Raw genomic sequence first — 13,327 nt, 5'->3', positions numbered from 1 at the left:
TTTTATCATGCAATGGTGGCAAGCAGATTTTATATATACCCGTAAAGCGATGGAGCTTGGTCAGTGGTGGAGAATTGTCACAAGCCAATTTGTTCATACAAACTGGGCACATTACTTACTAAATATGAGCAGCCTTGGACTTCTCGGCTTGCTATTTTATACCACGCTTCACGTTAGAACCTTTACGATAAGTTTATTTTTGTTAGTTTTATCGGTAGGTACTTGCCTTCATATCTTCGTAACGTCACTTCACTGGTACGCAGGTCTATCTGGTGCGCTCTACGGACTCTACGTTGTCGCTGCTTACTCAGCACTTAAGAAAAAAGATTACTTTATGGGTATTAGTGTCGGCTTACTCGTCAGTGGCAAAGTTGCCGCAGACCATTTTTTCGGTGCTATTCATGATAACTCGTCACTGATTGATGCACACGTAGTGATCGAAGCTCATAATTACGGCGTATTGAGCGCCTTTGTTTTAATTGCGCTTGATGCAATTTATAACTACATCAAACGCAAGCCTAATAAAACTATTTAGCTTTTCGCTTCACGCTCGACAGCTCTGTAACCAATATCATCTCTATAATAAACATTTTCCCAGCTAACTTTCTTCGTTAGTTCATAAGCTGCTTTTTGCGCCTCAGTAACATTTTCACCCAAACCAACAGCACATAAAACACGGCCTCCAGCGGTAACAACATTATCACCCTGCTGCTTTGTACCCGCATGAAATATCTTTGCGTTATCGTCTGATGTCGTAGGAATGCCTTTGATAACAGTCCCCTTATCCCCACTTTCTGGGTAAGTACCCGCTGCCAAAACAACACCTAACGCTGCACGAGAATCCCACTCGCTTGTCGCTTGATCTAGCGTGCCATCAAGTGCATGCTCAAGAAGATCAACGAGGTCAGAGCGTAAACGCATCATAATTGGTTGAGTTTCAGGGTCACCAAATCGCACATTAAACTCTAGTACTTTGATTTCACCATTTGGAGAAACCATAACGCCAGCATAAAGGAAGCCTGTAAAGGTATTACCTTCGTCGGCCATGCCTTTAATTGTTGGCTCGATAACCTCTTCAACAATACGGTTATGGACTTCTGGAGTAACAACCGGCGCAGGAGAGTAAGCACCCATTCCCCCAGTGTTTGGACCAAGGTCGCCATTATTGCGTGCCTTATGATCTTGAGACGTCGCCATTGGCAAACTATTTTTACCATCCGCAATAACAATAAAACTTGCCTCTTCACCTACCAAAAACTCTTCAACAACGACACGGTGCCCAGCCTCGCCAAAAGCATTACCTGCAAGCATGTCGTTAATAGCCTCAATGGCTTCTTGCTCAGTTTGAGCAATGATCACGCCTTTACCTGCCGCTAAACCATCAGCTTTGATAACAATAGGTGCGCCAACTGATTTAACGTAAGCCACTGCTTCGTCTATATCAGTAAAGTTCCCATAAGCCGCTGTTGGAATATTGTGACGAGCCAAGAAGTCCTTAGTAAACGCTTTTGAACCTTCTAGCTGTGCAGCAGCTTTAGTAGGACCAAAACAACGCAAACCTTTTGCCGCAAATATATCAACCAAACCAGCTACGAGTGGCACTTCTGGGCCAACCACAGTTAGCTCGATATCATTCTCAATCGCGAAGTTTAGTAGGCCATCATTATCATCAACCGAAATTGATACGTTTTCGACGCCTGCTTCTAGCGCAGTACCTGCATTACCTGGCGCAACAAACACCTTAGATACCTTAGGTGATTGAATAATTTTCCATGCAAGGGCATGTTCGCGCCCACCATTACCTACTAATAAAACCTTCATGAGTCTCTCGTATATTTGGCAAAAATCAACGCAGATTACTATAACTCAATTCATAACAATACAGAACTTTACTTGTTAGTCCTCCCATACATTTACTTAGGCTTTATCAAAAACCCACTAAGACCTGCTACACTTCTAATTTTGACAACTCAGCACTTTATTATGCAAGTTACTTTAGCCAACCCTAGAGGTTTTTGTGCCGGCGTTGACCGCGCCATCGATATCGTTAACCGTGCAATAGAGCTACTTGGCGCACCTATTTATGTCCGTCACGAAGTCGTGCACAACAAGTTTGTGGTCGACAATCTTCGTAATAAAGGTGCAGTCTTTGTTAAAGAGTTAGATGAAGTGCCTGATGACGCGACCGTTATTTTCAGTGCACACGGTGTCTCTAAAGCCGTTCAAGATGAAGCCAAGCGACGCGGCTTAAAAGTGTTTGATGCAACCTGCCCACTAGTCACTAAAGTTCATATGGAAGTTGTTCGTTACAGTCGTGAAGGTCGCGAAACTATATTAATTGGTCACAAAGGACACCCTGAAGTTGAAGGTACGATGGGCCAATATGACACCAGTTACGGCGGTGCTATTTACCGTGTTGACTCTGACGAAGAAGTAAATGCGCTAGACATCAAAAATCCTGAACAGATTGGCTTTGTGACTCAAACAACGCTGTCAGTAGATGACACCAATACGATTATTGATGCGCTTAAGGTTCGATATCCGTCAATACAAGCACCTAAGAAAGACGATATTTGTTATGCCACTCAAAATCGCCAAGACTCGTTAAAGCAGTTAGTTGATGACTGCGATGTGGTACTTGTTGTCGGGTCTCCAAATAGCTCCAACTCCAATCGTCTGCGTGAAATTGCTGAAAAACGTGGCATTCCAGCGTACTTGATCGATGGTGCTAGTGATATTGACCCTGGCTGGCTGAAGGACAAGAAAAGTGTGGGCCTCACCGCTGGCGCTTCAGCACCAGAAATATTAGTACAGGAAGTGACTCAGCGATTGACTGAACTAGGTGCAAATATCAAGCCTGACACTCAAGGAATTGTTGAAACGGTCTCTTTTGTACTGCCTAGAGAGCTACGAGGGGATAATTAGTCCACAGTAGTTAGTTTTGCGCGCCCTGTTACTGCGACAGTGATTTTACGTTTTGTTGTTGCAGTATCAGGGCCGATGTTAAACGTCAAAGTACTAGAACCTCTTCCGGAAAGATCATACGAATAAAAGTCTTTACTAGTGCTTGCTGCAGATACAATTGAGATATTTTTTAAACCATCATTAACCCTCAACAATCTGTCTGGATCAGCCGTACCGTCGCCATCCAGATCACAAGTTGTTGCTGTGGTATCTAGCACACCATCCTCATCGCAGTCGGTAAAAATCAACCAACCCTTAGCGTAGTCATCCAATGAAACCGCGCAAGTTGATCCGTTATCACTGGTGCAAATACTGACGGTCTGACTACGTTTAGCAGCTTCACTTCTGGTAAATATCAATCCGGCTAAAAAGTCATTAGCGCCGGAACTAAGTCGATTACTCTCAACCATACTTGCGAAATTAGGAATAGCAATACTGGCTAAAATAGCGGCGATACTAATCGTGATTAGCGCTTCAATTAGCGTAAAGCCAGAAGCATGTGATTTGGTTATTTTCATTATTATTGTTATCCATTAGATACCTTTTAATTTAAACACAAATATAGGCACTAAAAGTAACCGTTAGACAGGCGGTAAAAACGCTTATTGACGCCAGAACATGGGTGTTAAGACCACCAACAAAGTGAATATTTCTAAGCGACCTAACAGCATAGCAAAGCTAAGTAACCACTTGGCAAAATCATTGATAGGAGCAAAGTTACTCGCAACATCCCCTAAACCCGGGCCCAAGTTATTCAGTGTTGCTGCGACCGCTGAAAATGCAGTGACCTGATCCAACCCACTAGCCATGACTAGTAGCATCAAAATCACAAAAATCCCGATATAGACCGAGAAAAACCCCCAAACTGCTTGAAGCACTGCGTCTGGCACTGGCTTACGATTGAGCTTTACCGATATTCTCGCACTAGGATGAATGAGTCGTATAATTTCTCGTATACCCTGCTTAAACAGCAGCAATACTCGAACTACTTTCATTCCACCTGCAGTAGAGCCTGCACAACCACCCATAAAACTGGAAAATATCAACAATACAGGGAGGAATGAGGGCCAATAGGCATACTCCGCCGTAGTGAACCCAGTTGTCGTGATCATTGAGACTGCTTGAAATAGTGATTTATAAACCGTTTCACTAATTGAGCCAAAGAAATGGCCTATTTGGAAATATACGATACACGTCAACGTCACAGCCGCGATGCAATATAAGTAGAAGCGGAACTCAGAATCTTTAAAATATAACGCTGGACTACGCTTACGCCACACCAAAAAGTGCAAACTAAAGTTAGCGCTCGATAACAGCATAAAGACGATCGCCACACTATCAATCGCATGACTCTCGAAATATCCCATGCTTTTATCGTGTGTTGAGAATCCACCGATCGCTACTGTTGAGAAGCTATGACCAATCGCATCGAACCAATTCATCCCTGCCACTTTATATGAAATAGCACACGCGACGGTGAAGCCAAAATATATTAACCAAAGCAGCTTAGCTGTCTCTTTAATTCTTGGAGTAAGCTTGGAGTCTTTAACCGGCCCAGGTGTTTCAGCTCTAAAAAGCTGACTTCCACCAACGCCTAAAATAGGAAGAATTGCGACAGCCAGTACGATTATTCCCATACCACCTAACCACTGCAGTTGTTGACGATAAAACAATATCGATCGAGGCAAGTCATCCAGTTTTGTGATTACCGTCGCGCCCGTTGTCGTCAATGCGGAAATAGACTCAAACACTGCATCCGTTATTGATATATCAAGCTGCTTGGACAGCAACAACGGTAACGCACCTGACACGCCCAGCACCGTCCAAAATAGAATAACGACTAGAAAACCATCACGTAAGCGTAACTCACTACTGTAAGACCTAACCGGATACCAAGCAACAGCGCCACCGACTAGTAACACAAAGAATGCTTTTAAGAATGGCGTGACGTCCACATCACCGCACAACCATCCAACAATCATGGGCACTAGCTGAGTAAAGCTGAATAGCATCAGCAACAAACCAAGGATTCTAAGTATAACGAAATATTGCATGAGGTTTACAGGTAACCCATTCCGACTTGGAACATTTTTTCAATCACTGGGATGTAACGCTTGTCCGAAAGGAAAATAATCACGTGGTCATTCTCCTCAATAACAACAGAGTTACTTGGCAAAACCACATTACTCCCTTTCACAACAGCACAAACTGTAGAGCCGGGAGGAAGCTTTAATTCAACTAACGTTCGACCGACGACACGAGATGTTTGTTGATCACCATGAGCGACAACCTCCAACACTTCTGCAGCACCTTTTCTCAAGGCATGAACTGAAACAATATCACCCTGACGCACATGCGCCAGCAATCCACTCAACGTAATTTGCTGTGGGGAGATGGCCATATCGATAATACCACTCTCCACCAAGTCCACATAACTGGGTCTATTAACTAATGCCATAACCTTACGTGCACCTAAACGCTTAGCAAGCATCGCCGACAGTATATTTGCCTCGTCATCATTAGTAACCGCGCAAAAAACATCTATATTGCTAATATCTTCTTCTTGGAGCAGATGTTCATCCGCTGCATCACCCTCTAGTACCAAAGTACGGTCTAACTTCTCAGCGAGGTAACCTGCGGTCTCAGGGTTCTGCTCAATAATCTTTACTTGGTAGCGTTCTTTTTCCAACAAGCTAGCCAAGTTACCCCCCACATTTCCACCACCAGCAATCATGATTTTTTTGTATGGCTTTTCAACAATACTAAGCTCACTCATCACCACACGAATGTGCTGAACACTAGCGATCACAAAGATCTCATCATCAACTTCAATGACAGTGTCACCGTCGGGTAGTATTGCGCGCCCTTTGCGGAAAATCGCAACAACATGCACATCCACATCAGGAATATGATCAGCAAAATCACGAATTTCATGATCAATTAATTTCCCACCCAACTGTGCTTTAACTGCAACTAACTGGACTTTCTTATTCGCAAAATCGAGTACTTGAAGCGCACCGGGGTGAGACATCAGCTGATAGACATGTTCCGTAATTAAACTCTCCGGACTAATTAATACATCAATAGGAATAGCGTCTTTGGAGAACAATTCCTGATGGTCTAAGTAGCTTACCGAGCGTACACGAGCAATCTTTGTTGGTGTGCGAAAGAGTAAAAAGGCCACCTGACACGCAATCATATTGACTTCGTCACTGCTTGTGACGGCAATAATCATGTCCGCATTAATCACATTGGCGCTTTCTAACACATCAGGCTGGGATGCATTCCCTTGATAGGTATCAATATCTAACTTTTCACGTAAATACCTTAGGCGTTCTGCGTTCTTGTCGATAACCACCACGTCATTATCTTCAGTAGCTAGACTTGCAGCCAAAGAACTTCCCACCTGACCCGCGCCAATAATGACTATATTCATGGTCTACTTACTGTACTGTTTTGGATCGATGTTTAACGAACGCATTTTTCTATATAAATGAGTACGCTCCATTTGCACACGCTCCGCAAGCTGACTGACGTTGCCGGCACATTGCTCCAACTGATAACTCAAGTAGTCATGCTCAAATTGCTCTCGCGCTTGACGCAACGGTAATTCAAACAAACTCACAGGTAGCTTCTCAACACCTTGACGGAAGATTGGAATACTGCGACCCAGCACTTCCTCAACCTCTTCTTGAGTAATTTCCGTATCAGTACCCAATATCAATAAGCGTTGTACTAAGTTGCGTAGCTCACGAATATTGCCTAACCAACGGTAATTACGTAAATAGTTTTGCGCCGCAACAGAGAAGTGACGATAAGGAAGACCATCTAAGGCAATCAACCGGTCGACATAAAAATTCAATAACTCCGTTACATCTTCAGAGTGCTCTCGCAATGCAGGAATCATTAAAGGCACCACATTGACTCTGAAATACAACTCTTCAGAAAAGCGGCCACACTCAACGTCGTCACGCAAGTCATGCTGAGAGGAAACAATCAACGCAACGCGTAGATCAATTTTATTCGTCCCGCCAAGTCGCGTGTAGTTTTTATCTCGAAGTGTTAACAGCAATGCTTCCTGTGACGCCGCATCAAGCGCAGGAATATCGCACAAATAAAGTGTGCCATCTTGTGCCTCGTCAAATAAACCCGGTGTGATTTTACCGTCTTCTTCTCGTCCGAATAACTCGCTCAGAAAATTATCTGAGGTGTGGGACGACACAATGGATTTAATAAACTGACTATTAGAGCGGTCACTTTTTCCATGAATATAGCGAGCAAAGACCTCTTTACCCGTACCCGACTCACCGTACAAAGTTACAACCACATCAGTATATTGAGCGATACGTTCAGACTGTAAGCGCAAGTCGCGCATAGCCGTACTAGAACCAATTGGCTCAGATGGCGCTAGTACCTGCTTTTTTAAGCCTTTATTCTCCTGTTCAAGCTGATTAGCGCGCAAGCCATGCTCAACGGACAGCAGTAACTTTGCCATAGATAATGGCTTTTCAATAAAGTCATAAGCACCAAGACGTGTCGCCTCCACAGCCGTTTCAATCGTTCCGTGACCTGACATCATTATTACTGGGCAACCCAATACACCGCTTTCATACCAACTTTTCAGTAAGGAAATACCATCTTCACCAGGCATCCAGATATCAAGTAATATAAGCTCTGGACGACTCACTCGCACTTGCTCACGTGCCATTTCAGCATTTTCAGCAACAACCACTTTATAGCCTTCATCCTGAAGGATCTCGCTTACTAGTTGGCGAATATCTGGCTCATCGTCAACAACAAGTATGCGGTGTTTTTCCGTCAATTTAAGTGACATGCTTAACCTCTAGGGACTGACCCTTCTTTAATTTCACCCCAGCTTCAACTGGGAAGTAAATACTAATTGTCGCGCCATGCTGTTCATTATTTTTTGCAATGACACGCGCAGAATGCTCTTCAACGATCTTTTTGACGATGGATAGACCTAAACCAGAACCAGCCTGCTTGCCACTCACATAGGGATCAAACAAACTCGGTAAAATATCATTCGGAATGCCAGAACCCGTGTCTGACACTGAGAAACACACTTCTGGACTATCCTCATTAGAATGCAAATACTTGGTACAAAGTGATACCTTGCGGTACTCCGTGTCACTTTCAAGCGCCTCAAAGGCATTTTTCAGCAAATTAACAACCAACTGTCTTATCCTTCCTGAATCTAGATAAATCGTCGGTAATTCTTCTAAATCTAGCGTTACATCAATGTGTTGATCGTTGATACGATACAACTCAGCAACTTCACTGACGAGTGCATTCAAGTCAACCGGTTGCAAGCGTAAACTCGGTGCTCGTGCATACTCACTAAACGCATCCACCATGCCTTTCAGGTTATCCACCTGATTCATAATGGTACGGCTCATCCGTTGTAATAAGTCCGCAGACTCCTCGCTTAACTCGGGAAGCAATCGATGCTGCAAGCGCTCTGCAGATAGTCGAATAGGCGTCAATGGGTTCTTAATTTCATGAGCTAAGCGACGTGCAACCTCACTCCAAGCAGCTTCATGCTCTGCTTGAACAACATCCGTAATATCATCCAATACTAATACGTGACCTTTCGAACCATCAATAAGTTGTGGCAAGGCCGTTCCACGACAAACCAACATCTGACGACCTTGCGGCAACATCAAACTGATTTCACACTGCCACTCACTCTCTTGCCTAATAAGATAAGGCTGAATGACTTCCAGCAATGGTTTTAGCGCCTGATGCGTCTCTCCGACTTCAAACAGTCTATTGTTTATAAACTCCGACAACGGCACCTGCAATATCTGCTCAGCGGCAGAGTTAATCCGTCGTATCACTTGCTGATCATCAATGGTAATAACACCTGACGTCAGGTGATCAAGAACCGTGTTTAAGTAATCATGCTGGCGCTGAACTTGCTGCTGACTCTCCTCACTTTCCTGACGTGCATCAGACAAACGAGTCGTCATGGTGTTAAATGAACGCGCCAACAGACTAAAGTCATCTTTATCAGATACGGGTAACTTCTTATTCAAGTCTCCGGAGGCAACGGCTAGCGTTCCTTCCAACAGCTTACGAACAGGGTTAGTTAGTCTGCGTGAATAAACAAAGGCTCCCCAGACAGAAAACAGGATCGACAACACCATGATTAGAAACAGTGTTAAACGAAAGCTTTGTTTAATTAAGTCACGCTGATAGTTAATATTTTGGTATTGATTTCGCGCTTCCTGAACATTATTCGACAGACTACGCTCTTTATCTGAAAACGGAAATAGCGCTGTTAATATCATCGTGTCGCTAGTCGCACTCGGGCGTAAAGTAATCGCGACTCTAGAGTACAAACTGATACCACCAACATATTCCAAGCGACTCATATAACCACGACTAGATAAGCTACGTAAAATCTCATCCGCAGGGAAATGCGGGATAATAGTCCCAATCTCTGCATTATCACCACTGTAAACTAAGACTCGCTTACTTTTACCCAATAGCACCATCTCGTAGGCACCAAGTTGTCGCATACGGGACTCTATCGTTGATGCGTAATCTAACTCATCAGTCACGGTTAATTCACGTGCAACCTTTTCAACATTATAAAGATGCTGACGGGTTCTGACGGTCAGTGAATTTCTCGCAAGCTCCAAGGAGTCATCTAAAGCGCCCTCAATTTTGACATTGAACCAACTATCGATTCGATCCCCAAGGAAGTTCATTGAGAAGTAAGACACGATCAATACAGGGAATACAGTCAGTACCGAAAACGCCATCATTAAGCGCAGGGTAAACCGTGAACCCGCTTGCTGAGTCCTTAGACGAATAACGGCTTGGTATAAATTAAACAACACCAAGAAACTGAGTATCAGTAATATGGCGATATTTAACGGCGCCAACCACCCAATGATGTCATCAGATGACTCCGGGTTTCGCGTCGATAAATTTAATATAAAGAGAGAGATGCCCAATAAAATGGCCGTAAGCACGACCGGAGCAATCTGGAATACAACAGTTCTTACGGTAATGGCCACGAAATGACCTCGCTTGCCATACTATATTGACTACTAAATAGTGATTGAATACGTAGCGGTAACCGCAATGTCGCAGGTGACAACCTGATATTCATATAAATGTAGTGCTCACCATCCTTAACTCTCGGGGATAGTTCAGGCAACTTATAATTGACGACGCTCCCCATTTTTCGCAGAGCAGTCGATAGTGAACGGTAGTTCCAATTTTCATGAGTATCATTTCGCGTCAGCAGAAAGTGACGGCTGAGCGCATGATATTTAATTTGATAACTAATAGTGCTGAGGTTGTCGGTCTCATTCCACCACCACCCCCGTCGCTTACCTAAACCAATGAACGTGTTGACGTTAAGTAACACGCCATTTAACAGCGCCTGCTCTAGGTAAGGTGATAATTTAAAATCAACTTGAGCACTCACCAAATACACGTTTTTAGTCGCATCAACCATATGTATATCATGGCGATTGAAGTAAATACCGGGCTTATCCTCAGCCAAGCTCGGACCACTGAGACTGAGCAGTAGTAAGAGTATCGGTAGGCACTTCAATATTCGGAGAGTGATCAAGGTTTTCATATTAAGACTTTTCGATGACTGCGTAGTAGAAACCATCCATATCATCAATACCTGTAAGCACTTGTCGACCGTATTGCTGAGCTAATCCCCACTCGGCTTCAATCGGTACAATCTTAGCTTCTGGATGGGACTTAACAAACTCAGCAACAATCTGCTCATTTTCAGCGGGTAGAATAGAACACGTCGCATAAACCAAACGGCCGCCATCATTCAATAATCCCCACATCGTATTTAAAATACCGATTTGCTGTTCATGCAACTGCTCAATATCTTCTTTCCAACGTAGTACTTTAATATCTGGATGACGACGAATAACACCCGTTGCAGAACAAGGCGCGTCCAACAAAATACGATCAAACCCAGGTTTAGCCCATTCATCCGAAGGCTCACTAGCATTACCCACCGTAATTTGAGCCTCTAAACCTAAACGCTCAAGGTTTTCACCAATGCGCAGTAAACGAGTATCAACATTATCAATCGCGACTAAATCCAAACCCTCAGTCATCTCCAACAAATGACCTGTTTTACCGCCGGGCGCAGCACAGGCATCCAAAACACGCATGCCTTTCTCGCACTTCATCAAAGACGCTGCAATTTGTGCGGCAGCATCTTGAACAGATAGGAAGCCTTCATTAAAACCTGGAAGCTCAAATACACTCATCGGCTTTTCAAGCATCAAAGCAGACTCAACAAATGGGTGCGCTCTACTCTCAATTTCTTCTGCCGCTAAAGCTGCCTGACACTGCTCTCGTGTTTGCTGTGACAAGTTCACTCGAAGCGTCATCGGTGCACGCAAGTTACTCTGCTCTAAGATTGACTCCCAATGTTCCGGCCAAGCGTCTCTTATAGATACAATCATCCATTCAGGAAAAGCGTACTTTGCCGTTTCAATGGATTCTATCTGGTGCAGCATCGACTCTTTACGACGTAAGAATGTACGTAAAACACCATTAACAAACTTAATCGCCCATGTCTTACGCAAACCTTTAACGGCAGCAACCGTTTCATTAACAGCAGCATATTCTGGCGCGCTTTGGTAAAGAATTTGATACAAGCCAACACGTAATAAACACTCGACGTCTTTATCTTTCGCTTTTAGTTTTTTGGTCAATAGTAGATCAAGCAATGCACTTAATCTCTCATGCCAGCGCAGACTTCCAAAACAAAGGTCTTTAACCATCGGGTCAATCGAATCATCATTGTCTGATAAAAGCTGACTGAGTGACGTGCCACCGTAAATTACTTTGTCTAATATAATAGCGGCTGTTGCACGCGGATTTCGTTGACTCATGAGGGAAATTTTTCTCCAGATAAACTGCGACCATTTAAGAACTCGCTAACCGACATCGCTTTTTTACCGGGTAGTTGTAAACGAGAGATAGAAATCACACCCTCGCCACAGGCAATTTGAATGCCCTGTTTGTTTTCTGCAAGTACCGTACCTGCTTCTGCACTCGTCTTTTCACCCTCTACTACGCTAGACATCAACAAGCGCATCGCTTGCCCATTCTGCTTAGTGTAAGCCACTGGCCACGGGTTAAAAGCACGAATACGACGATCAATTTCAACCGCTGATTGAGACCAATCAATTTCAGCTTCTGCTTTGGTCAACTTTGACGCATAGCAAGTCAATGACTCGTCCTGAACTTCTGGGGCCAGTGTACCTGTTTCTACCTGTTCTAACACGGTCATTAAGGCACTAGCGCCATCGGCAGCCAAAGCATCATGAACGGTTGCGCCCGTATCTTCAGCACCGATCGTATAATACGTTTTTAGCAACATGTCGCCAGTATCTAAACCTGCCGCCATTTGCATAATAGTTACGCCCGTTTCTTTGTCGCCCGTTTGAATAGCACGGTGTATTGGTGCAGCACCGCGCCAGCGAGGCAGCAAAGACCCGTGAATATTTAAGCAACCATACTTAGGCGTATCTAACACCACTTGTGGCAAGATTAACCCATAAGCAGCCACCACCATTACGTCGGCGTTATAGTCAGCTAACGTTTGACGATCAGCCTCTTCACGGAAATTCACAGGTTGCTCAACAGGAATACTAGCATCCAAAGCGACTTGTTTTACTGGGCTAGGTTGTAACTTACGACCCCGCCCTGCTGGACGATCGGGTTGCGTATAAACAGCCACGACCTCATGTCCTGATTCGATAAGAGCGGCCAATGCTGGCACTGCAAAATCAGGCGTACCCGCATAGATAACCCTAAGGCCATTACTCATTTGCCGCCCTGCTTTGCTAATTTCTCTAATTTTTTACGAACACGCTGCTGCTTTAGAGGCGAAAGGTAATCAACAAACAATTTACCGTCTAAATGATCCAACTCATGCTGAATGCAGATAGCCAATAGACCTTCAGCGTCTATTTCATACGCTTCACCGTCATAACCCAAAGCAGTCAAGGTTACTTTTTCTGCACGCTCTACCTCAGCATAATACTCAGGCACCGACAGGCAACCTTCTTCTGAGATTTCTTTGCCAGACTTCGCTGTAATCTTAGGGTTAACTAAGTAAAGCGGATCATTTCCATCTTCCGACACGTCAATAACAACAATTTGTCGATGAATATCTACCTGAGAAGCGGCCAAGCCAATACCCGGTGCTTCGTACATTGTGTCTAGCATATCGTCCATAATTTGACGAACTGCATCATCCACTGTCTCAACTGGCGCAGCCTTAGTGCGCAGACGTGTGTCGGGAAAGCTTAATACTTTTAAAACTGCCATTTAATAAATT

General features: G+C 44.0%; 12 protein-coding genes. 2 read left to right on the top strand and 10 right to left on the bottom strand.

Annotated elements, in window-relative coordinates; all coding sequences use genetic code 11:
• The first annotated feature begins 7 nt into the window (after nt 1-7).
• The gene (gene rrtA, locus DKT75_RS02910) at nt 8-535 is read left to right on the top strand and encodes a rhombosortase (protein WP_158278786.1); all 528 of its coding nucleotides are present in this window, start codon (nt 8-10) and stop codon (nt 533-535) included.
• Here rrtA and purD read toward each other — a convergent pair.
• A complete protein-coding gene (gene purD / locus DKT75_RS02905; protein WP_109821929.1) occupies nt 532-1,821 on the bottom strand; it encodes a phosphoribosylamine--glycine ligase in 1,290 nt (429 codons plus the stop codon). The two genes, rrtA and purD, sit on opposite strands and share 4 nt — an antisense overlap.
• 162 nt (nt 1,822-1,983) lie before the next feature.
• On the opposite strand from purD, the gene ispH reads away from it, so the two are divergent.
• A complete protein-coding gene (gene ispH, locus DKT75_RS02900; protein WP_109821983.1) occupies nt 1,984-2,925 on the top strand; it encodes a 4-hydroxy-3-methylbut-2-enyl diphosphate reductase in 942 nt (313 codons plus the stop codon).
• On the opposite strand, the gene DKT75_RS02895 is transcribed toward ispH, so the two are convergent.
• From DKT75_RS02895 to def, 9 genes are all read right to left on the bottom strand, one after another.
• Nucleotides 2,922-3,482 carry a GspH/FimT family pseudopilin gene (locus DKT75_RS02895; RefSeq protein WP_109821982.1) on the bottom strand — a complete coding sequence of 187 codons (561 nt, stop codon included), beginning with the start codon at nt 3,480-3,482 and terminating at the stop codon, nt 2,922-2,924. The two genes, ispH and DKT75_RS02895, sit on opposite strands and share 4 nt — an antisense overlap.
• Before the next feature lie 84 nt (nt 3,483-3,566).
• On the bottom strand, nt 3,567-5,018 hold the full coding sequence (locus DKT75_RS02890) for a TrkH family potassium uptake protein (protein WP_109821928.1): 1,452 nt from the start codon (nt 5,016-5,018) through the stop codon (nt 3,567-3,569).
• A gap of 5 nt (nt 5,019-5,023) precedes the next feature.
• Nucleotides 5,024-6,400 (bottom strand): Trk system potassium transporter TrkA, encoded by a 1,377-nt coding sequence (gene trkA, locus DKT75_RS02885; RefSeq protein ID WP_109821927.1) that lies wholly within the window; start codon nt 6,398-6,400, stop codon nt 5,024-5,026.
• A 3-nt stretch (nt 6,401-6,403) separates the two neighbouring features.
• The gene (locus tag DKT75_RS02880) at nt 6,404-7,798 is read right to left on the bottom strand and encodes a sigma-54-dependent transcriptional regulator (protein ID WP_109821926.1); all 1,395 of its coding nucleotides are present in this window, start codon (nt 7,796-7,798) and stop codon (nt 6,404-6,406) included.
• Nucleotides 7,788-10,010, bottom strand: a complete 2,223-nt coding sequence (locus tag DKT75_RS02875; protein ID WP_109821925.1) for a sensor histidine kinase — start codon at nt 10,008-10,010, stop codon at nt 7,788-7,790. The genes DKT75_RS02880 and DKT75_RS02875 overlap by 11 nt, the downstream gene beginning before the upstream one ends.
• Nucleotides 9,995-10,582, bottom strand: coding sequence for a DUF4390 domain-containing protein (locus tag DKT75_RS02870; protein ID WP_158278785.1), 588 nt, complete (start codon nt 10,580-10,582; stop codon nt 9,995-9,997). The genes DKT75_RS02875 and DKT75_RS02870 overlap by 16 nt, the downstream gene beginning before the upstream one ends.
• 1 nt (nt 10,583) lies before the next feature.
• A complete protein-coding gene (gene rsmB, locus DKT75_RS02865; protein WP_109821923.1) occupies nt 10,584-11,873 on the bottom strand; it encodes a 16S rRNA (cytosine(967)-C(5))-methyltransferase RsmB in 1,290 nt (429 codons plus the stop codon).
• Nucleotides 11,870-12,814, bottom strand: coding sequence for a methionyl-tRNA formyltransferase (fmt, locus tag DKT75_RS02860; protein WP_109821922.1), 945 nt, complete (start codon nt 12,812-12,814; stop codon nt 11,870-11,872). Before fmt ends, rsmB begins: the two co-directional genes overlap by 4 nt.
• Nucleotides 12,811-13,317, bottom strand: coding sequence for a peptide deformylase (def, locus tag DKT75_RS02855; protein ID WP_109821921.1), 507 nt, complete (start codon nt 13,315-13,317; stop codon nt 12,811-12,813). Before def ends, fmt begins: the two co-directional genes overlap by 4 nt.
• Between the last annotated feature and the right edge of the window lie 10 nt (nt 13,318-13,327).

This window comes from Leucothrix arctica (genome assembly GCF_003172895.1).
GTDB lineage: Bacteria > Pseudomonadota > Gammaproteobacteria > Thiotrichales > Thiotrichaceae > Leucothrix > Leucothrix arctica.
The sequence above is the reverse complement of the archived record's forward strand: the minus strand, read 5'-3'. Positions and strand labels throughout refer to the sequence as shown.